Raw genomic sequence first — 21,773 nt, forward strand, 5'->3', positions numbered from 1 at the left:
CGTATTCCCCTTTTCAAACATGGCGCAGAGCGGTAATCGGATCCATTTTCGCCGCTTTCCAGGCCGGATGCAAACTGCCGAGAACAGCTATGGCAACAACGATCAAGGCCGTGGTAATAATATCCCCCGGATAAAGGATTGGATCAAGGATCAGCCCCTTTTGTTGCCCGAAATCAAAGCTGATGCGGGCTGCCCCGATGCCAAGAACCGAAACCAGACTGAGCAGCACCCCGAGAACCGTACCGAAGACGCCCAGCAGCAACCCTTCGACAAGAAAAAGCGAGTGAATCTTTCCCGGTCCCGTGCCGATGGCGGCAATCGTCCCGATCTCGTTGATCCGCTCATATACGGCCATCACCATGACATTCATGATACTCACCAGGACAATGGCCACCAGCATGACCTTGATGAATACAGTCATTAGATCGATCATCCGGGCAATGTTGGCAAAGGGTGTCAACCGCTCCCAGGCATGGACCTCGAAAACCGGCCGGTCCGGATGAACACGAATGGCCTCCAGGGCAGGGCCAATTGCAGCCATAACTTGTTCGAGTTGCTGCCGATCCTTGAGCCTAACCGCGATTTCACTCACTTCCCTGTCCTCCAGACGCAGCAGACTGCGAGCATCCTCGATGTGGATGAAACCATCACGCCCCCCGGGTCCAGTGACGCCTTCAACAATGCCGCGAACAACAAAGGACTGGCCATTGACCGAGCCATCCCTGTTGGTAGCCACCAGGACAACACCATCACCGACGCCCACGTTCATGCCCCGGGCCAGCAGTTCCGGGACGACAATTTCACCCCGCTCGAGCAACCCCTGCTTGTCGCCCTGGACAACGCGATCAAGGAGCAGCGGCACGGTGCGCAGCTCGCGGTCAGGTTCCACGCCATTGAGCCGGATATTGGTCGTTTCGGTGTAATTGCTGAACAAAGCCCCCAGCTTGATCCGCGTTGAGAAGGCTTCCACCGCTTCATGTTCGGAGAGCAGATTCTCCACCAGAGCAACCTGTTGCGCGTCAAGGTTGCGATCCAGCGGCAAGGTGTCGATGGCAGCCATGTACCCTCGCTGATGGATCTGCAGGTGGCCAAGCATGGAATCGGTGATCTGCCCGATCATCATGTTTTTAAAGGATCCGGAAACAGCGAGAAAGAGCAGGACCGCCACCACCCCCAGGGTGATCAGCATCGAGGTCAGCAGGGTTCGGCGTTGATAGCGGCGCAGATTACGAAAAGCGATTTTGACGATGTTAACCATGGCCTGGATCCGTGAGTGTTTGCCGGCACGTCAGTTTCGTTGTCCATGGCCGTTTGATGAAAGGAGACTTTATCGGACGGTTACGGCCAATGAAGTTGGCGTGCCGACAGACGCCCCGAAGGGCGGCAGGTGAAAGGTATTATCTAGGATTTTTTTCCAATTATAACATGATTACAGCAAAATAATATTCAAACAAGACTCCAGCCGCCCCGGATTCAGGCGTGGGCTTCTCCACTGTGATGGGAGGCAGCAAGCCTGCCGTCCTCAAGCGTGAACACGACCTCGGCGTTGCTGACTATTTTAGAGTCATGGGTGGAGAAAATGAAGGTGGTTCCGAATTCATCACGCATGGTCTTCATCAGGGTGATGATACGCTGGGCGGTATCCCGGTCGAGATTGGCGGTGGGTTCATCGGCCAGGACCAGTTCAGCTCTGGTCACCAGCGCCCGGGCCACGGCCACCCGTTGCTTCTGTCCTCCGGAAATCTGGTGTGGAAATTTATGCCCCTGATCGCTCATGCCCACCGCTGCCAGCATTTTCTCCACCCGTGCCCTTCGTTCCGCGACCGGCCAGTTCTGGACCATCAGCAGAGGGTATTCAATATTTTCAAACACGGTCAGGACCGGCAGCAGGTTGAAATCCTGAAAAATGAACCCGATATGCGTACCGCGGAACGCGGCCGCGTCCCGGGTGCCAAGGCGGGTGACATCCTGTCCAGCCACCAACAGGCGACCTGAAGTTGGCGGATCCAGACAGCCGATCATGTTGAGCAGGGTACTTTTGCCGCTTCCAGAGGGGCCGATGAATGAGACGAACGAGGCCGGGACAATGGAGAAGCCTATCCCACGAATCGCCTCAACCTCAATATCGCCGGCAATAAATTTTTTCCAGAGACCTTCCGCCTCGACAATCGCCATGGTCAGTCCTCCATGCGGTTAAAACTGATTACTGAATCCGTGACGGCTGGACTTTCGTTTTTGACATATACTACTGTAATCATATTACAATTCAAGCTACACGTAATCATAACATCATTATACCAACAAAAAAGAACTTAATCATCTCTCAAAAAAACTCTGCCCTTGAACAGACTCAACGCCTATCACCGTTATTCAGACGCTTTACGCCGAAATGTCCCTGCCTTTTGCCTGAACACACTTTCTCAAGGCTGCAGCATGCGGGCTGTTCAGCAAGTGAAGGTGGTTGGATAGTCGCACACCCATGAAGAATTTGAACCACCCTACCTCCCCTGCCTGCGCTTCCAAACCGAGCAAGTCTTTTTTATTGCTTTAGGATTCACAAAGAACTTATGATGGAGGCAATTACATGCATCCCATTTAACCCGAGCCCGAATGCCCGCAGAGAAAGGGCAGAGTGTTCAGCCGAGTCTGCACAAAACCGGGAAACCTGTCTTCGCGGAAAGTAGAGAGCGTGATACGTTAAACAGGAACAAAAAGCGTAATCGGGTACAGCATGATGAACGGGAGAATACGGCCTTGGGTAGGGACACGGGTCTGCACGGCGGACTTCTCATGAGGAATGATCATATGTTTCGACGTTTTATGGTTGCAACCGACTTTTCCCCTGCATCCTATACCGTGGTGCAGAGCCTAGAGGGATTGCAGGCCTTTCATGCTCAGCAATGCCTGCTGCTGCATTGCCTGAGTTTGCCGGGTGCGGTCTCGGCATCCTCCTCTTCCCGATCCGAGTCAGGTGATGAATTGCTTGCCGAGCAAAAAGCGCTTCTTGAAGAACAGGGATTTACGGTTGAGACCAGAATCATTGCCGGGTCAGTGAAACAGGAAATCAAACGGATCGCGGCCGAGGAAAAGTACGATCTGATCGTGGTCGGAGCACAGGGCCAATCCCTGGCCAGGGAGCGATTGCTGGGAGGTGTCGCGTATGCCATCATCAGCACTTCGCGGAAACCGGTCCTGGTCATGCCGGTCACCAGGGCTTCCGACAACCCGGATACCTGCGTTTTGCCATCCCGCTGTGAGTTCAGCAGGCACGTTTTGCTGGCCACTGATTTCTCGGAAATGGCCTATACCGCCTTCATCCATGTTGAACAGATGGCGGCTTGTGGTGTCCGTAAAGTGACGCTGATTCACGTCCAGGACCAGAATGACGCAAAGCAGCACCTTAAAAAACGCTCGGCGGAAATCAACGCCCTTGATCACAACCGTCTTGATAATCTGCGAAAAACCCTGCTGTTGCGAGGTGTCTCCGAGGTCGACATCGAAATCCGCCATGGCGAACCCTATGTGGAGATCACTCGCGTGGCCCGGGATAACAACATCCATCTGGTGGTTATGGGAACCCAGGGCCGGGGTTTTCTGGGCAAAATCATTCTGGGGAGCGTCAGCCTCAATGTGGCCCGCACCTCCGAGGTTCCGGTGCTGTTGATCCCGTCTGTTCATTAACATCTGAATCCGTGACGGCTGGACGCTTGTTTTGGATATATTGCTGTAAGCATAGTATAATTGCAGCTCACCCCTTGAAAAAAAACTTTCACCAGCCACCCTTCGGGGCATCCGCTCACGGATTCAGGTAACATGCATGACCTGGACATGAAGGGGATGGGGATGTAACGCCTGCCCCGGCGTTAAACTTCACATCTATCCCCATTCCCGACTTTTATCTACAACAACCCTCGAAATGCCGAAGCCTTGATCACCGCCACCACTTCCTTGTTCTCCTCGAGGCCCAGCTCCCGCATCGATTCGGGAACGATCTCAACGATCAAAGGCTGTGTGCCGCACTGCAGTTCCACCCGCACCCGGTTGCCGACGGTGAACAGTTTACGCACCGTACAGGAAAGAAGGTTGCGGGCGCTGGTCGCCTCGGGATGCCTCTTGAAGAGCAGGATGTCCCGCGCATCCAGTTCAAAAATGTTCTCCTCCTGTTCCGCATGTTCGGTGAGCACCAGCCCTGCATCCCCCCATTGATAACGCCAGAGGTCACCCTGGGGCTGCGGTCGACCGAGGCGGAGAAGATTGACATAAGCTTGTCCGGGTGCGCCCCAGGCTGATTGCGCCAGTTCCTCGGTGACTATCCGCCGCTTGATTTCACCATGATCAACCACCAGCACCTGCTCGGTCATCAACCGCATCTCCAGCAGCGAATGGCTGATGAACAGCAGCGGAATCCCGAACCGGGAAAAAACGGTATTCAGGTAGGGCATGATCTGGAATTTCAAACTCTCGTCCAGGCCGCTGAGCGGTTCATCCATGAGAATCAGCCGGGGACAGCTGAGAAGGGTACGGCCCAGGGCCACGCGCTGGCGTTCGCCCCCGGAAAGCAGATTCACGCCCCGGTCGAGCAGATGGCCCAGGTGCAGCACCTCGATGATCGACTCCGGCTCGAAATGCCGGTCGCTTTCAGGGATTCGTCGCCAGCCGTAAAGCAGATTGCGGCGTACATTCATATGGGGAAAAAGGTGACTGTGCTGAAAGACCACGCCGATCCGCCGCTGTTCAGGGCGCAGATTGATGCCGCGGGTGCTATCGAACAAAACGGTGCTGTCCAGGCGAATGGAGCCACTGTCGGGTCGGAGAAGTCCGGCCAGCAAGTGCATCAGGGTCGACTTGCCGCTACCTGACGGTCCGAACAGGCCGATGCGTTGGCCGATCAGATCAAATTCGGCGGCAAAGTGAAATGTGCCGAGTTTTTTCCGTATCGAAACAGCGAGTTGCATAATGCTATTTCCTGTCCAGCGATCTGGAGGCTGCACCGCTTATCAGCAAGACGATGAACGAGAGCAGAATCGACACCAGGCAGAGCATCATTGCCATCCGATCGCCTCCAGGCGTGCTGGTGTATTCGTAGATCGCCAGCGGAATGGTCTGAGTGACACCCGGAATATTGCCGGCCAGGATAATGGTGGCGCCAAATTCTCCCAAACTGCGGGCGAACATCAGGGTCATGCCGGCAAAGACCGCCTTGCCGGAGAGTGGCAGGGTGACCGTGAAAAAGGCACCCCAGGCGCTGGCCCCCAGAGTGCGGGCCGCCCTGCGGTAGGAAGGGTCGATCGATTCCATGCCGAGTCGTATCGAACGGACCAGCAGGGGGAAGCCGACCACGGACGAGGCAATGATCGCCCCGGTGAGAGTGAAAATCACCTGAATATTGTATTCCATCAGCCAGGAACCGATCAAGCCGCGGCGACCGAACAGCACCAGCAGCAGGTAGCCGACGACCACCGGCGGCAGAACCAGAGGCAGATTGACGATGCCTTCGATGATGGATTTGCCGGGAATGCGCGTGTGGACAAGAAGATAGGCGACACCGATGCCCAGAGGGGTTGACAGCAGGGTGGCTGAGGTGGCCACCTTGAGGGAGAGCCGGATCGCATCAAAGTCCGAAGGCTGCAATTCAAGCATGGTGTCGCCCGGGGTGGTGATGAACTATTTCGGGCTGCTGAAGCCGTATTTCACCAAGATCTCCAGGGCTTCCGGGCCGGTGAGAAAGTCGAAAAAAGCCCTGGCCTGTTCATTCCCGGCGCCCTCCGTGGTCAGAGCGATGGAATAGGTCACCGTTTCATACAATTCCTGCGGCACCTCAAAAAGAATGACCGCCTGGGTGGCCATCAGAGCATCGGTCTTGTAGACAAAAGCGCCGTCCACCTCACCCCGATCAGCATAAACAAGCGCCTGGCGCACATCCTTGGCCATGACCAGTTTCCGCCCTTCTTCCATCTGCTTGAAGATGCCGGCCCTCTCCATGGCCTGGGCCGCGTATTCGCCGGCAGGGACGTTTCGCGGACTACCGATGGCGATCTGGTTGAGTTCCGTAATATCCGATAGCCTGGTTATCGCCGGATTCCTGATCCCGACAAAGACCAGGGTGTTGGTGGCCAGGATCTTTTCGCTGGCCGGATCGATCATTTCCTGGTCGCGGAGCCAGGTCATCCATTTCTGATTTGCCGAAATGAACAGGTCAGCGGGCGCGCCTTCGGCAATCTGCTTGGCCAGGGATCCCGAGGGACCGACGTTGGGAACAATCCGGACATCCTTTTCCGAAACACTGAACAGTGCCGCTGACTCTTTCACGGCATCGGTCATGCTGGCTGCCAACGAGATTCTGATCTCAGAGGCTGCCTGGAGAAATGATGCGGTCAACAGGATGGCGGCCGCGAGGGTTGCAATCAGGGTCTTTGGTCGCTGCACGACGCTCTCCTCTTGATGAAAGAAAAATAGTTCGCGGTAAAAACAAGCCTGTGACAGTTATACGTTCAGCAAACACAGTTTTTTTCCGGCAAAAAACAGGCCGAGGGAAATCAGCAGACAACTCAATCCCAATATGGGAAGGGCCAGCACCATCGGCAGCCCTATACCTCCAAGAAAAATCGGGAGAAGCCCAAAGGTTGTCTCGCCAAGGGAAATCGGGCTCGAGTGGCATTGATCCTTGTACGATGGATCATCAGCATACATTGCAGGACAACCGCCGATCCATTTTTCACAAGCCAACAACAGTACAACAGCAGCACCTAGCGTGAGTGTGATCCACATGTCTGTTCCTCCTCTTTTTTCAGCAAACAACAAGAATCCGATTCCCATCAGATACATTCATTCATCTTCCCGGTTGATAAAAAGATGAACTGCCAATACATTAGCACAGCACGAGCCGCTCACCCTTTCATGGCGAAACCGGCCGGATATATTCTATCTTCGAACGCCCACAAATGTCGTCTATAAACGTCATTCGAGGTCGCACCATCTGTACCATCAACAGGCAATAACCGCTCCACAAAAATCACAATCGTCGGAAAAGCACCTAAAATATTGAAATAGAGAGGCAAATCATTCCATCTTTCCCATGCCCTTGTTCATGGCCACATGAAACATATGTTTATACACGTCAAATTTTGTTGTTGTTTCGACAATTTTGTCTTTGCGAGCACACAATTGTCCCGGCCACCTGCTGCAACCTTGTCCGAAAATATTCGGAGATGTCGGTATGTCTGGCGATAAAGCAGAGCTGGTCTGCACCCTGAAGGCCATGCGAATGGCCAGGGGGATTTCGCAAAAAGATCTGGCGCGGCGGGTCGGGGTCGGCAGGCAGGCGATCTACGACATGGAATCAGGGCGCTACGTGCCGAATACAGCGCTGGCCTTACGCCTGGCCAGGGAACTGGGATGCAAAGTGGAAGAACTGTTCCACATGGAGGGACAGCAGGAAAAGGAATCCATCATCCTGCCCGAACAGGTGGACCAACCCGGAACCAGACTCTCGGTTGTCCGCGTCAACGAACGTCTGATCGCCTACCCCCAGGATGGCAAATGGCTGTTGAACGAGGGATTTCATGCCGCCGATGGTCTGCTGGATAAAACAGGTCGCGACATCCAACTGCTCCAGGATGCACAACGACTGGAGAATACAATCCTCCTGCTCGGCTGTGATCCGGCTTTCTCCATCCTCAATGCTCATGTCATCCGATCCGGACACGGCGCCGATCTCCTGTGCCGGTTCGCCTCAAGCATGCGGGCGATGGACGGACTGGAAGCAGGTCATGCGCACCTGGCTGCAGCCCATCTTCATAACATCGGCACGGAAGAAGCCAACGTGGAGCTGGCCAGAACCGCCTTGAAAAAGACACCGACGCTGGTCATCGGGTTCTCGCTTTTCGAGGAAGGACTGATGCTCCAGCCCGGCAACCCTCTTGGTATCACCACGCTTGCCGATCTGACGAATAAAGGCGTCCGGTTCATAAACCGCGACCGGGGCGCGGCCATTCGTCTCCTTTTCGACGATCTGTTGCAACGATCCGGCATCCAGGCAACATCAATACTAGGATATAATGAAATGGCCTCCGGCCATATTGAAGGAGCCCAGATGGTTTCCTTCGGTCTTGCCGACGCTGCCCTTGGCCTGCGGGCCGTGGCTGCCACTTATGATCTGGACTTCATGCCGCTGCAATTCGTCCGTTGCGACCTCATCATTCCTCGAGATTTCCTTGCCTTGAAAGCGGTACGGATCCTCCTGGATGTGCTGCAGAGCAAAGCCCTGCGGCGAGACCTGGACTCCCTGCCGGGATACGAGGCCGGGATGACAGGCACTGTCATCGCGGAGCTCTAATAAATCTGTCACCATTTTGCGCCATTTTAAGCAGAAACTGCTTGTCTCCCGCCGGGTTGATCACATATACTTTAATAAAAACATATCTTCACCACCTTGCCGATGTTGACCAACGCTCTCGCCGACAGCAACTTTTCCGCCCTCACCTATAACAGAAACGCTGGTTTTTCTTCACTCCGGGCCGAGCCGGCACGCTATATCACCGGCATTCCTGAAAAAGGGAACCCCACAGCAGCAGTCTTCCAGGATAAAGTGACCCTGTCCGCCGATGGCATGGAGAAGTCGCAACAGTCAAGAACCTCCGTGGATACTGACCCGGCCGAGCGGGACCAGTCTCGAGCCCAGTTGGGCAAGCTGGAAATCCAGGCACTTTCTCCCGCAGAGGAACAGATGCTGCGTGAATTGCAGAATCGCGACCGGGAGGTCAAAAGCCACGAACAAGCCCACCTGGCCGCTGCCGGTCGACATGCCAGAGGGGGACCGACCTATACTTATCAGCAGGGTCCGGATGGCCGACGATACGCCGTGGGTGGTGAAGTGAACATCGACACCAGCAAGGAAAAGACCCCCGAAGAGACCATTGACAAAATGCAGACAGTGCGCCGCGCCGCCATGGCACCGGCCTCGCCTTCGGCCGCTGACCGGGCCATAGCCGCGGCGGCAACCGCCACGGAAGCACAAGCCCGCCAGGAGCTGCAAGCCCAACAGGCTGAAGAAATGCGGGAGATGACAACATCGCCAACCGAACATTCCGCTCCTGAAAGCGTTGCCGACAGTCGTTCTGTTGACATAACAGCCTGACCTATCCTTCACCCTCTGTTTTCCGGTACAGGGGACAACGCTCACGATCCTGGTTTTTTTCCCTTCCTCACCCATCCTTTCCCTGGGCAAACGCATGGAACAGACCGCCTACCTCGATGATCTTTTTTCCTATATCAATCAATCACCGACTTCACTGCATGCAGTGGCCACCAGTGCCGCTCTGCTGGCCGGCGCCGGATTTGAGCGTCTCCATGCGTCCATTTCCTGGGACGGCCTCAGCCCCGGTCGCTACTATATTATACGCAACGATTCCAGCTTGATCGCCTTTACCCTGGCTGAACCCCTCGGATCAGTCACTCTTTTCCGCATGGCCGGGGCTCATACCGACAGCCCGGCTCTCAGGATCAAGCCCAACCCTGGTCAGCTCCGCCACGGCTACCTGCGGCTGGGGGTAGAGGTGTATGGCGGGCCTCTGCTGGCGCCCTGGTTCGACCGTGACCTGTCGATTGCCGGCCGGGTGAGCTGGCAGCACGAGAACAGTCCCCTGCAGTGCAGTCTGATCGATTTCCAGCGGCCGGTGGCGATCCTGCCCAGCCTGGCCATTCACCTGGACCGTGATGCAAACACCAACAGAAATATTGACAAGCAGAACGATCTTGTCCCGCTGGTCATGCTCAGCGAAGAAAAAGAGACCCCGGACTTCAGGGCCATTCTCAGCCAACAACTCCACCGGCAGCACCCGCAAGCCGCTGGTGCGAAACTCATCGATTTTGATCTCTATCTCTATGACACCCAGCCGGCAGGCAGGATGGGATTGAACAATGAATTCATCACCGGACCTCGACTGGACAATCTCCTCTCCTGTCATGCCCTGCTGCAAGGCCTGATCCGCAACGAATCCCGTCGCAACTGCCTCATCGTCCTCAATGATCATGAGGAAGTGGGCAGCGTCTCCACCGCCGGCGCCCAGGGGTCGTTTCTCGCCGATGTACTGGAGCGGCTTTTTCCGGATCCGGGTAAACGCCAAAGGGTCATTGCCGGTTCCCTTTTTATCTCGGCGGACAACGCCCATGCGGTGCACCCCAACTTCACCGCCAGACATGACCCTGAACACCTGCCGCTCTTAAACCACGGACCGGTGATTAAGGTGAATGCCAATCAGCGCTATACAACCAATGGCCTGACCGGAGGGCTGTTCCGACTCCTCTGCCGCAAGGCCGATGTTCCCTGTCAACAGTTCGTTATGCGCAGCGATCTTGCCTGCGGCTCCACCATCGGTCCCTTCACTGCCGCCAAGCTCGGTGTCCCCACCGTTGATATCGGTGTTCCGCAACTGGCCATGCATTCCATCAGAGAGACCGCCGGTCACCTGGACGGGTGGTATTTATTGCAAGTCATGATCACTTTTTTCAGTGAACCCGATGCGGGTATCCGTTGTCCGGAAATCAGCAGTTGAATCCAACGCCGGTCTGCGGGGCATCCTTTCGCACGCCATTTCCATTGCCGGTAACCGTCCGATAAAGTCTTCTTGAATCGAACGGCCACGAACAACGAGGCTGACGTACGGACGAACGTTCGCTGATGCAGGTTTATTAAAAATGATATATGTTCGAATATAGTTTATTGTAAATTAATTTTTCTTGCCTCTGTGTTCTGCCTGCGGTACAACTGTCAACACATCAACACTGAAACCAGACACAGCAGCAACCCATCGAACGCACCCGATAATCGTAGCTTGAAGCCTGTGTTTTTCTGGTTTAAACAATCAGCTTGATACTGTTAACAGGAGAATTACCCATGGCTACTCAGGCCCAGACCACCCGCAAACTCCAGGTCCTGCATATTCTCTCGGAAAACCTGAACAATCCGGAACCCCAACTTGTCCGCTCAAGCGATATTGCCCAGCGACTCAAAATGACCGTGCCGGAAACCCAGACCCTGTTGAAGGTGCTCAATGACATGGGCGTCATCGAAAGCAATGTGGACAACCAACTCTCTCTTATCACTCGCAAGGGCGTCCACTATCTGAGCGGTCAGGCCTCCATGTGACACCGGAATCGCAAACCTTGTATCCGTGACGACTGGACACCTGCTTTGGATATATCTTGCTGTACTCAGGTTATAACTGCAGCGGAATCCTTGACAATAACCTTCACCAGCAGCCCTTCATGGCGCCCGTCCGCACGCCGTCTTTATTGCCCGTAACCGTTTGATAAAGCGTACTATCATCGAACAGTCACAGACAATAAAGCTGCCGCAGGGACAACGCTCACGATCCAGGATGAAAGACACCCTCCCCCAGAGCTACGACCACTACATCAAAGCGCTGATGGACATCAGCGAAGCCGTGACCTCGGATCTTTTCCTGGAGGATGTGTTCAAACTCATCGTCATGGTGGTGGCCAAGGTCACCGGGGTAGACATCTGTTCTCTGTGGCTGGTGGATGAACAGGCCAATCCTCCCAAAATCAGATTAAAGGCCACCCAGGCCATTGAACCTGAATATGTCATCGACAGATCCCTGGCGATAGGCGAAGGCGTGGTCGGCCATGTTGTTGCCACCCAGAAACCCCTGGTAATCAAAAACGTCCTCGACCTCGAGATCTTCAAGGAAAAGGAGATGGCCCGGAAAATGGGCCTGGTCTCCATGGTCGGTGTCCCCCTGCAGAGCAAGAAGGACAGAGTCATCGGTGTCCTCAACTGCTTCACCTCCACCCCCCATGATTTTTCCACAACCGACATCAACATGTTGACTGCCGTGGCCAACCAGGCGGCGGTGGCCATTCTCAACACCGAATTGATCATCAAGACCAAAATTATTCAGGAAGAGCTGAAATCACGAAAAAAAATCGAGCGGGCCAAGGAAATCATCATGGAGCGACAGTCCATCAGCGGTGATGAGGCCTATCGTTGGATTCAGAAGCGGAGCATGGACTCACGCAAATCCATGCTGGAAGTGGCGGAGGCTATTATACTGACCACCGAATTGTACTGACCGGTCGATTCCCCTGCATACTCAATATCCCGAATCCGTGACCGCTGGACTCTTGTTTTGGATATATTTTGCTGTAATCATGTTCTAATTGCACCAGAACCCTTGACAATACCTTTCACCAGCCACCCTTGGGGGTATCCGTCCGCACGCCATCTTCATTGCCCGTAACCGTCCGATAAAGTGTACTTTAATCGAACGGTTACGGACAACGAAGCTATCGCACGGACGATCGCTCACGGGTTCAGGAATAGGTTCTCCCGGCAAACTGAAACTATATACATTTAAACTTATTTCTTGACACAATACGTAAGTTTCAATAAATAGATCACGATACAAATGCAGCGTACAAAGGCGTACGCTTGCGCTGATCACACCATTACTGACACGACAAAGGCGTCTGTCTCTCCACCCGTGGGGACATAGACGCCTTTTTTTTCGGCATACCAAAGAATCGATCACTGGATGGTACCGGTATGCAACCACACCAACAAAGAGGTATACTATGCGTTATTCAAAATCGAACGATGTTCTAGGCACCACCAACCGGGGCAACACCGCCGAATCCAGCCTGTGCACCCTGTGCCGTGCCGACTGCATGGGGCAGTGCGAGACCTGGAAATCCAGCCTGATCGGCCGCAAACTGCTCTATCCTCGAGATTTCGGGGTAGTAACCGCCGGGGCCAACAACACCACCCATGTGGGTGTTTCCTATAATTCGTTACGCATTCAAGGCTATGCTTATGGTTCCCATGGTCTTGCCCAGGGCCTGTCCAACGATGCCGACGACTGTATTTTTCCCAATGTCGACCTGACCACGGAATTTGGGCATGAAGTCAAAACCAAAAGCAGAATCCCCCTGATGACCGGTGCCTTGGGTTCGACCTTCATCGCCGCCAAGTACTGGGATTCCTTTGCCATCGGTGGCGCCCTGGTCGGCTTTCCCATCGTGGTTGGTGAAAACGTGGTCGGGGTTGACAAAGCCTCGGAAATGAAAGACGGCAGAATAACCAAGGCCCCTGAACTCGACCGCCGCATTGACACCTACCTTCGCTATCACGATGGATATGGGGCCATCATTGTTCAACTGAACGTCGAAGACACCCGCAATGGCGTTGCCGAATATGTGGCGGAAAAATATGGCAACAGCTGTATTGTTGAACTGAAATGGGGGCAAGGTGCCAAGGATATCGGCGGCGAAATTCAAGTGAGCAGCCTTGATTACGCCTTGTTTCTGAAGGAACGCGGCTATATCGTCGACCCGGACCCGGCCTCGGCCGAAGTCAAGCAGGCCTTTGAAAAAGGCGCCATCAAATCCTTTGCCCGTCACAGTCGCTTGGGCGGCACCAACATGAGCACGGTGGATCTGGTTCAGGAAGACTTCATGAAATCAGTGGACTACCTGCGTAGCCTCGGTTTTAATCGTATTTCATTGAAAACAGGTGCCTACGGCATGGAGGAACTGGCCATGGCCCTCCGCTTCGCCACCGACGCCAAACTGGACCTGTTGACTATTGACGGATCCGGCGGCGGGACCGGCATGAGCCCCTGGAATATGATGCAGAGCTGGGGGGTTCCATCGATTAACCTGCATGCCAAGGCCTATGAGTATGCCAGTATCCTGGCTGCCCAGGGGAAACGGGTGGTGGATCTCTCCTTTGCCGGTGGCTTTGCCCTGGAAGATAGTATTTTCAAGGGGATAGCCCTGGGCGCACCGTACACCAAGCTGATCTGCATGGGTCGCGCCATCATGATTCCCGGCTTCCTGGGCGCCAACATCGAAGGAGCCCTCCATCCGGAAAAGAGGGCAAAGGTCAATGGCAGCTGGGACAAACTTCCGGCCAGCATTTCTTCCCTGGGCCTCTCCGCGGAACAGATATTCGCCTCCTACTTTGATGTGGAGAAAAAAGTCGGCAAGGAGGAAATGAAAAATATTCCCTATGGGGCCATTGCCATGTGGACCATGATGGATAAACTGGCCTGCGGCCTTCAACAACTCATGGCCGGAGCGAGAAAATTCAGGCTGGACAAGATCAGCCGCAACGATCTGTATGCCGGCAACAGGGAAACTGCCCGGGAAACCGGCATTACCTATGTCACCGATGCCCGGGATGAAAGCGCCAAGAGAATTCTCTCGGCCTGATCAATACCTGAATCCGTGACGGCGGGATTCTTGTTTTGGATATATTTATCTGTAATCAGGGTATACGTGTAGATGTATTTTTCAGAGTACGCCTCCACCCGCCGCCCTTCGGGGTGTCCGTCCGCACACCATCTTCATTGCCCGTAACCGTTCGATAAAGTTTACTTTAATCGAACGGCCACGAACAACAAAGCTGACGCACGGATGAACGCTCACGGATCCAGGCAATACTCAGGTCCATCCCGGGCGGGCAGAGTCCGCCCGGGATGGGATTCGTGGACAACATCCACCTGATGCAAAAATCGTTTAACTTGGCAATTGATCAACGGATCTTCAACCAGAGAAGCTCGGCGGCAATTTCGCCGGGATTGTCCCATTGCTCCGGAATATCGTTCTGCAAATACAGGACATCATGGGGTGCCAGCTCGCGTGTCTGCCCGGCAATCTGGACAATAAGGCTGCCAGCCAGTACACAGCCCATCTCCGCTCCCTTGTGGTTGAAAAAATGACAGGGTATTTTCCTGCCGGCGGGAAAATGGATCAGATACGGCTCAACTTCAGCGCCAATCATCCCGGGCGGCAACAAACGTTCGCCACTGATCGCACCCTTGGGTACATTGTCGAAAGACACACTGGTTCCTTCTCCACTCCTGCAGACCCACCGTTCTCCCCGTTCGTCCACTTCCGTAAAAAAAGAACCAATACCCACGGTCAAGCTTTCCGCCATGCGAAACAGGGCCGGTAAAGACGGGCAGATCAAATTTTTTTCCACCTGGGAAATGCTGCTGGGACTCACACCGGTTTTGACCGCCAATTCCTTTTGCGACAGGCCTTGCTGTTTTCGCACAGAACGAATCCTGGCCCCCAGATCAAAGCGTAAAGGCAGGGTCCGCTGCTGTTCAAAGACAATCTCCATATCTTCACTGGCGAAAGATTGCGGCTCATTGAGAAACTTCGAATTGCGCTTTTCCGCCTTGAGAATCTTGAGGGCCGGCTTCCCATTCCGGACGGCCAGATCGATGGCCACCTGGGCGATCTTGTTGATGTTTGCCTTCAGTCTGCCGGAATGGGCACTCTTTTCAATGATCCAATAGGCGATGGTGTCGAGTTCATAGAGTCGGGGGCAGGTCCGGGCATAAAATTTAAGGACCTGTTCCTCACCGCCCCACAGATCCTGCATGCCGGTGAGGCTGTCAAAGATAAACCGGATATCCCCGCTCATGCTGCCATGCAGGCCGTATATGGCATCACCGACCAGGCCAGGGTCGGTGGGATCATTGACCTTGACGACCTGATACGACCACTGGGCCCCGTCTTTTTCGTAGAATTTGTTGAACACTTCGGAGCGGTCACCCTTTCCGTTGGTAAAACAGTCCAGGATAGTAAAATTCTGGCTTTCCGCCAGAGGGCCAAGAAAGGTGACGACGTTCTTCGGTGAACGGTCAAAGCTGACATAAATCATCGGCTTTTTCCCGGCCAGGGACTCACGGATGAAGTTGACGCAGAATGTCGCGGAAAAGCTTCCCGCATCCTCGTACCAGAGGACATTGTCACCGATATAGAGATTGCCGAGAAGATTATCCAGCTGGGGAATACCGGAAGAAACCGATTTTTTTTTATTCTTATCCATACGTTGGCGGGAAAGAGTTCGCAGAAGGAGGCAAGGGCGTCTTCCTGAATCCGTGACGGCTGGACGCTTGTTTTGGATATATCTGGCTTAATCACCTTATAATTGCAGCGAAATCCTTAAATACCCTTCACCTGCCGCCCTTCGGGGCGTCCGCTCACGGATCAAGGATATTTCTCCCACCATAATCGACGCATACCGGGCCAACAAGCATTTTTCAAAGGTGACTTCTCTCCGTTTTTCCTCTCTGCTCAAAAGCCGGTCATCAACAATCACAGGCAAAAAGGAAACTGTCTGGCAACAGCAATTGCCCTCCTCATGGCGAGGTGCAGAGAATTCCATGCGGATGAATGGTCTCCTGTCGGTGCCGGACAATCCTTCTTTTTTCTCCCGGCACCTTGAAGCTGTTTGACAAGCAAAAGCTTGTTCAGTATGGGAGAGAGCCTGTTTTGAAATCAGTTTTTTTTCCAGTACTCTGATAAAAACACTCAAAAGGAATCGATCATGTCCACTTCCCTCATTCAGCGTACCGCGTCCGCCTACGACTATCCCCTGCTGATCAAAAACCTGTTCAACGCTCCGGTTGTCGACAATCCGGACCAGGAGATCGTGTATCGTGATCAGCTCCGCTACACCTATCATGAATTACGTCAGCGCGTCCATCGCCTTGCCGGCGCCCTGACTGCCCTGGGGGTCCGGCCCGGGGATACGGTGGCGGTGATGGATTGGGACAGCCACCGCTACCTGGAGTGTTTTTTGGCCGTGCCGATGCTCGGTGCCGTCCTCCACACCATCAATGTCCGGCTTTCAGCGGAACAGATCCTCTACACTATTGATCACGCTGAAGACGATTACCTGCTGGTCCACGACGAGTTCCTGCCCGTCATTGAACAAATCAAAGGGCGTATCGACAAGGTCAAACAGTATGTGCTGCTCACCGATCTGGATACAGCGCCCCAGACACCCCTGCCCCTGGCGGGAGAATATGAGGCCCTGCTGGCCGCGGCCGATGATCATTTCAACTTCGCTGATTTCGATGAAAACACCAGGGCCACCACCTTCTACACCACCGGCACCACCGGTATGCCCAAGGGTGTATATTTCAGCCACCGTCAACTGGTACTGCACACCCTGGCAGTCATGGCCGCGCTGGGCACACCTTCAAGCCAGGGACGCCTGCATCAAAGGGATGTCTACATGCCGTTGACACCGATGTTTCATGTTCATGCCTGGGGACTGCCGTATGTCGCCACCGCCCTGGGGGTCAAACAGGTGTATCCCGGCAAGTACGCCCCGGGACCGATCCTGCAGCTGCTAGTCCGGGAAGGGGTCACCTTCTCCCACTGCGTCCCCACCATCATGCACATGCTGATCAACCACCCCAGCTTCGAGGAACTCGACCTGTCCCGTTGGAAGGTGCTCATCGGTGGATCTGCTCTGCCCAAAGCCATGTGTCAAAAAGCCCTGGCTCGTGGCATTGATATTTTCACCGGGTACGGCATGTCCGAAACCTGCCCGATCCTGACCATCGCCCATGTCCATCAAGACGGCCTCGCACCTGAAGAGGAAATTGCCCTGCGATGCAGAACAGGCCGCCCCATCCCCCTGGTGCAGATGCGCCTGGTCGATGAAGAGATGAACGATCTGGACCGCGATGGAACCCAGGTCGGTGAAATCGTCGTTCGCACCCCCTGGCTGACCCAGGGCTACCTCAAGGACCAGCGAAACTCAGAGAATCTCTGGCGAGGAGGCTTTCTCCACACCGGCGATGTGGCTCATATCAACAAGGAAAACTATGTGACCATCACTGATCGGATCAAGGATGTCATCAAGACCGGAGGCGAATGGCTCTCCTCCCTGGAGCTGGAGGACATCATCGGCATGCATGCGGGCATTGCCGAGGTAGCGGTGATCGGCAAGCAGGACGCAAAATGGGGAGAACGCCCCCTGGCGCTCATCGTTCCGAAAAATGAGACCGAAGCACCTACCCCGAGGCAGCTGGTCAGCCACGTCAACCAGTTCATAGAAAAAGGCCTGCTTTCCAAGCAGGCCATGCTGATCAAAATCAAGGTGGTTGAAACCATCGACAAGACCAGTGTCGAAAAAATTGATAAAAAAACTCTGCGGACTAAATATCTGCCCTGAGGAGAGAACAGGGTAAGAGGATTCACAGATGAACAGGAAGGCGGTCATGGCCGGCCCGGAAGTCTCGGCGGCCTGGCCATGACCGGTCTTTCATGGTATAATACAGCTTGTGAAAAATCGATGCCAAATGAGGCCATGCATGAAAAAAGAAGAGAAAACCTGTGCTGTCTGCAAAAAAAAGACCCTGAAAGTTTCCTCCTGTAAAAGTTGTGGCCGTGAATACTGTGGCAAATGTCAGAGTTCGTCCACCCCGCAACACTTCTGCAAGGAGTGTATCAGCATGGAGGGAATCGTCACCAAGGCCTGAAGTTCATTCTCAATCATCATCCACAATCAAAGATCCCCCTCCCTGCACGGTCACGGCCACCCGCATGGAGGGGTCGAGTGGGCAGCCACCCTTGGGTCGTCCGTCCGTACGCCATCTTCATTGCCCGTACCCGTCCGATACAGTGCATTTTAAACGAGCGAAACGAGCGGTTACGAACAACAAGGCAGACGCACGGACGAATGCTCACGGATCCAGTTTATTTTTTGTGCTTTTTCGCTGCTGAACGATTCAATGCACTGAGCAGTGCCTTGATCGAGGCGACAATAATATCGGTATCCACTCCAGCCCCCCACCAGCCATCCTCATCCTGATCATAAACTTCAATATAGCTCACCGCCTTGGATGAACTGCCCCGCGCCAGGGCATGTTCGTGATACGAATGGAGGGAAAACTGCAGGCCAAGCCCGACCCGCAAAGCCGTACAAAAGGCGTCCAGCGGACCATTGCCGACCGCGGCGATGGTTTTCTCTTCCCCTTTGACAATCACCACCGCCTCTATTTCCGCGCTGGACGCGTTTTCATCCCGATCGATATGGCGCTTCACCACATTGAAGGATTGCAAAGCATATCCGTTGGTATTGAAGAGATATTCCTTTTCAAAAGCATGAAATATCATCTCCGGGGTCAGTTCATCGCCGGTGGCATCGGAAATTTCCTGGACCACCCGGCCAAAGCCGGGATGCATATCCTTGGGCAGCTTAAAGCCGAACTCCCGGTCCATGACATACGCAACCCCGCCCTTACCGGACTGAGAGTTGATCCGGATGATCGATTCATAGGTGCGCCCGACATCCTGGGGATCAATGGGCAGGTACGGCACCTCCCAGAGACCGCTTTCGGTCAGCTCGGCTGCGCTCATCCCCTTGTTGATGGCATCCTGATGTGAGCCTGAAAAGGCAGTGTACACCAATTCGCCGGCATAGGGATGACGGGGATGTACCTTCATCTTGGTGCAACGCTCATAGGTGTTGATCACTCGATTGATGCGAGAAAAATCAAGGACAGGATCCACCCCCTGGGTGTACATATTGAGGGCCAGGGTGAGGATATCAACATTGCCGGTACGTTCCCCATTGCCAAACAGCGTCCCCTCGACTCGATCAGCTCCTGCCATAAGAGCCAATTCCGTGGCTGCTACCGCTGCTCCCCGGTCATTGTGGGCATGCAGACTGATAATGACCCGCTCCCGATTGTCGAGATGCCGGCAGAACCATTCGATCTGATCGGCATAGATATTCGGCGTCGACATCTCCACTGTGGCCGGTAGATTGAGGATGACCGGATTGTCTGGAGTCGGCTCCCAGACATCGAGAACCGCTTTGCAGATCTCCAGGGCAAAGTCGAGCTCAGTGCCGGTAAAGCTCTCCGGCGAGTATTCATAGCGAATCCTGGTATCGGTTTCCCGTGCCTGCTCATGGATGAGTCGAGCCCCGGCCACCCCCAGTTCAATAATTTCTTTCCTGCCTTTTTTAAAGACAATGTCACGTTGCAGGGTTGAAGTGGAATTGTAGAGGTGAACGATCGCCTCGCGGGCCCCTTGAACGGAAGCCAATGTTTTTCTGATCAATGGCTCCCGGGCCTGGGTCAGCACCTGGGGGACAACACCATTCATGATGTGCCCGCCCTCGACCAGTAAGCGGATGAAGTCATATTCAATCTGCGAGGCCGCGGGAAAACCGACTTCGATTTCCCGAAAGCCAACTTCCATCAACAACTGGAACATCTCCAGCTTCTCTTCCAGATTCATCGGCTGGATCAACGCCTGGTTGCCGTCGCGCAGATCAACACTGCACCACACCGGTGCGGTGGTGATCGACTTGTCCGGCCATGTCCTGTCTGGGAGATGGACCACTGGATAGGGCTTGTATTTCTTGAGTTTATCCTTGTTCATAATCGCTCTCCATGCAACAGCCACCTGAATCGGTGACGGCTGAACGCTTGTTTTGGATATATCGTACTGTGATCATATTATAATTGCAGCGACATCCTTGATAATTCCCTTCACCGGCCGCCCTTCGGGGCGTTCGTCCGCACACCATCTTCATTGCCCGTACCCGGCCGATACAGTGTCCTTGAATCGAACGCTCACGGCTCCAGGAATCAGCAAAAAAAAAGCCACGGTTTGGGAAACCGTGGCTTGGCAGAGCTGAAATCTCCAGGGTCCGTCAGAACACGCCCCCCTTCCCCGCCACGGTAGTACCGTGCAGTCCACCTGGAAAAAGAAGTAGAGCGAGTTTTTGTTCCATACCAGAATCCTTTTAAGAAAGTTTTGCCTGCATAGTAAAGCGCCGATGCCTTTTGTCAAGGAGGAAAACAGCGGGGATACATTCAGGAGCTGTATGATCTAGACAAACTCTGGCCATCTTCGCTGCCTTCGCTGCCATGATACCCTTACATTTCGCCCCGGAGGAATTTTTCCGCCAGGTCAACATCCTGTTTCGATCCGATGATCAGCGGCACCCGCTGATGGAGGCTGGTCGGTTCGATATCGAGAATACGCCGCCCGTCATCGGTAATAGCCCGGCCGCCTGCCTGCTCGACGACCATCGCCAGTGGCGCCGCTTCATAAAGCAACCGCAGCTTGCCTTCGGCTTTCTCGCCGCTGGTTTTGTCCCGGGTATACAGAAAGACACCACCTTTAATGAGGTTCCGATGGAAATCCGCCACCAGGGAACCGATGTAGCGGAGGCTGTAAGGACCACTGCCGGTGCCGTCCCTTTTCAAATGATTAATGTAGTTGCGGGTACTGTCAAACCAGCGATCAGCATACGCTTCATTGACACTGTAATACATGGACCTGACGGGAACCTGGATGTTTGGATGGGAAAGAAAAAACTCACCCACACTCGGGTCAAGGGTGAATCCGTGCACGCCGCAACCGGTGGTGTAGACCATCACCGTTGAAGAACCATAAATAATATAGCCCGCTGCTACCTGTTGAGTTCCTTTTTGCAATAAATCCTCAACGCTTCCCTGACCGGACGGACTGATTCTTTTATGAATTGAAAAAATCGTACCGATGCTGACATTCACATCGATATTGGTGGAACCGTCGAGCGGATCAAAAGCAATGGCGTAATTTCCCTCATATCCTGGCAGCACCTGGATGATTTCATCATCCTCTTCCGAGGCCATGACACAGACATGGCCGCACTGCTCCATACGGCGGATAATGGTCTGGTTGGCAAAAACATCGAGCTTCTGGACATCTTCACCCTGAATATTGGTCCGCCCGGACTGACCGAGGATATCCGCCAGTCCGGCCATGTTCACTTCGGCACTGATAATTTTACCGGCAACGACCAGATCGTTGAGCAACCCGGTCAGTTCGCCGGTGGCTTGGGGATGCAGTAACTGATCATCCATGATCTGGCGACTGACGGTGATACCTTTTCTTTTTGCTGACATCGCTCTTCCCCCTCTTTTTTCCCCTGACTGTTG

Annotated in this window: 18 protein-coding genes; 9 read left to right on the plus strand and 9 right to left on the minus strand. The window is 54.2% G+C overall.

The window, feature by feature from the left end; all coding sequences use genetic code 11:
* Positions 1–13 precede the first annotated feature (13 nt).
* Positions 14–1,258, minus strand: coding sequence for an ABC transporter permease (locus JWG43_RS12660; protein ID WP_205243303.1), 1,245 nt, complete (start codon positions 1,256–1,258; stop codon positions 14–16).
* Between the two features lie 215 nt (positions 1,259–1,473).
* Positions 1,474–2,175 (minus strand): ABC transporter ATP-binding protein, encoded by a 702-nt coding sequence (locus JWG43_RS12665; protein ID WP_205243304.1) that lies wholly within the window; start codon positions 2,173–2,175, stop codon positions 1,474–1,476.
* 630 nt (positions 2,176–2,805) lie between these two features.
* On the opposite strand from JWG43_RS12665, the gene JWG43_RS12670 reads away from it, so the two are divergent.
* Complete coding sequence (locus JWG43_RS12670; RefSeq protein WP_205243305.1) at positions 2,806–3,681, plus strand: universal stress protein; 876 nt, start codon at positions 2,806–2,808, stop codon at positions 3,679–3,681.
* Between the two features lie 218 nt (positions 3,682–3,899).
* Here JWG43_RS12670 and modC read toward each other — a convergent pair whose 3' ends face one another.
* The 4 genes from modC to JWG43_RS12690 are packed head-to-tail and all read right to left on the minus strand — an operon-like array spanning position 3,900 to position 6,768.
* Positions 3,900–4,955 (minus strand): molybdenum ABC transporter ATP-binding protein, encoded by a 1,056-nt coding sequence (gene modC, locus JWG43_RS12675; RefSeq protein ID WP_205243306.1) that lies wholly within the window; start codon positions 4,953–4,955, stop codon positions 3,900–3,902.
* Positions 4,956–4,959: 4 nt separating this feature from the next.
* Entirely contained in the window at positions 4,960–5,640 is a 681-nt protein-coding gene (gene modB, locus JWG43_RS12680) for a molybdate ABC transporter permease subunit (RefSeq protein WP_205243307.1), read from the minus strand.
* Between the two features lie 24 nt (positions 5,641–5,664).
* Positions 5,665–6,426 (minus strand): molybdate ABC transporter substrate-binding protein, encoded by a 762-nt coding sequence (modA, locus tag JWG43_RS12685; RefSeq protein ID WP_205243308.1) that lies wholly within the window; start codon positions 6,424–6,426, stop codon positions 5,665–5,667.
* 57 nt (positions 6,427–6,483) lie between these two features.
* Positions 6,484–6,768, minus strand: coding sequence for a hypothetical protein (locus tag JWG43_RS12690; protein ID WP_205243309.1), 285 nt, complete (start codon positions 6,766–6,768; stop codon positions 6,484–6,486).
* Between the two features lie 448 nt (positions 6,769–7,216).
* On the opposite strand from JWG43_RS12690, the gene JWG43_RS12695 reads away from it, so the two are divergent.
* The 6 genes from JWG43_RS12695 to JWG43_RS12720 all read left to right on the plus strand — a co-directional run bounded on the left by JWG43_RS12695 (position 7,217) and on the right by JWG43_RS12720 (position 14,232).
* Complete coding sequence (locus tag JWG43_RS12695; RefSeq protein ID WP_205243310.1) at positions 7,217–8,335, plus strand: XRE family transcriptional regulator; 1,119 nt, start codon at positions 7,217–7,219, stop codon at positions 8,333–8,335.
* A gap of 102 nt (positions 8,336–8,437) precedes the next feature.
* Positions 8,438–9,136: a putative metalloprotease CJM1_0395 family protein gene (locus JWG43_RS12700; protein WP_205243311.1), complete on the plus strand. Its 699-nt coding sequence runs from the start codon at positions 8,438–8,440 to the stop codon at positions 9,134–9,136.
* 94 nt (positions 9,137–9,230) lie between these two features.
* A complete protein-coding gene (locus JWG43_RS12705) occupies positions 9,231–10,553 on the plus strand; it encodes a M18 family aminopeptidase (protein WP_205243312.1) in 1,323 nt (440 codons plus the stop codon).
* A 341-nt stretch (positions 10,554–10,894) separates the two neighbouring features.
* Positions 10,895–11,146 carry a hypothetical protein gene (locus JWG43_RS12710; RefSeq protein WP_205243313.1) on the plus strand — a complete coding sequence of 84 codons (252 nt, stop codon included), beginning with the start codon at positions 10,895–10,897 and terminating at the stop codon, positions 11,144–11,146.
* 232 nt (positions 11,147–11,378) lie between these two features.
* Positions 11,379–12,092: a GAF and ANTAR domain-containing protein gene (locus tag JWG43_RS12715; protein WP_205243314.1), complete on the plus strand. Its 714-nt coding sequence runs from the start codon at positions 11,379–11,381 to the stop codon at positions 12,090–12,092.
* Between the two features lie 502 nt (positions 12,093–12,594).
* Positions 12,595–14,232, plus strand: coding sequence for a glutamate synthase-related protein (locus tag JWG43_RS12720; RefSeq protein WP_205243315.1), 1,638 nt, complete (start codon positions 12,595–12,597; stop codon positions 14,230–14,232).
* Positions 14,233–14,554: 322 nt separating this feature from the next.
* On the opposite strand, the gene JWG43_RS12725 is transcribed toward JWG43_RS12720, so the two are convergent.
* Positions 14,555–15,862, minus strand: a complete 1,308-nt coding sequence (locus JWG43_RS12725; RefSeq protein ID WP_205243316.1) for a helix-turn-helix domain-containing protein — start codon at positions 15,860–15,862, stop codon at positions 14,555–14,557.
* A 501-nt stretch (positions 15,863–16,363) separates the two neighbouring features.
* On the opposite strand from JWG43_RS12725, the gene JWG43_RS12730 reads away from it, so the two are divergent.
* Together JWG43_RS12730 and JWG43_RS12735 are read left to right on the plus strand one after the other, a co-directional pair.
* Positions 16,364–18,004, plus strand: coding sequence for a fatty acid--CoA ligase (locus JWG43_RS12730; protein ID WP_205243317.1), 1,641 nt, complete (start codon positions 16,364–16,366; stop codon positions 18,002–18,004).
* Between the two features lie 139 nt (positions 18,005–18,143).
* Complete coding sequence (locus JWG43_RS12735; protein WP_205243318.1) at positions 18,144–18,311, plus strand: hypothetical protein; 168 nt, start codon at positions 18,144–18,146, stop codon at positions 18,309–18,311.
* 217 nt (positions 18,312–18,528) lie between these two features.
* Here the strand turns inward: JWG43_RS12735 and leuA are convergent, their stop codons facing one another.
* Both leuA and fbp read right to left on the minus strand, forming a co-directional pair.
* Positions 18,529–20,223: a 2-isopropylmalate synthase gene (gene leuA / locus JWG43_RS12740; RefSeq protein WP_205243319.1), complete on the minus strand. Its 1,695-nt coding sequence runs from the start codon at positions 20,221–20,223 to the stop codon at positions 18,529–18,531.
* Between the two features lie 500 nt (positions 20,224–20,723).
* Positions 20,724–21,740 (minus strand): class 1 fructose-bisphosphatase, encoded by a 1,017-nt coding sequence (fbp, locus tag JWG43_RS12745; RefSeq protein WP_205243320.1) that lies wholly within the window; start codon positions 21,738–21,740, stop codon positions 20,724–20,726.
* Between the last annotated feature and the right edge of the window lie 33 nt (positions 21,741–21,773).

This window comes from Desulfobulbus alkaliphilus, from assembly GCF_016918545.1.
In the GTDB taxonomy this organism is placed as follows: domain Bacteria; phylum Desulfobacterota; class Desulfobulbia; order Desulfobulbales; family Desulfobulbaceae; genus Desulfobulbus; species Desulfobulbus alkaliphilus.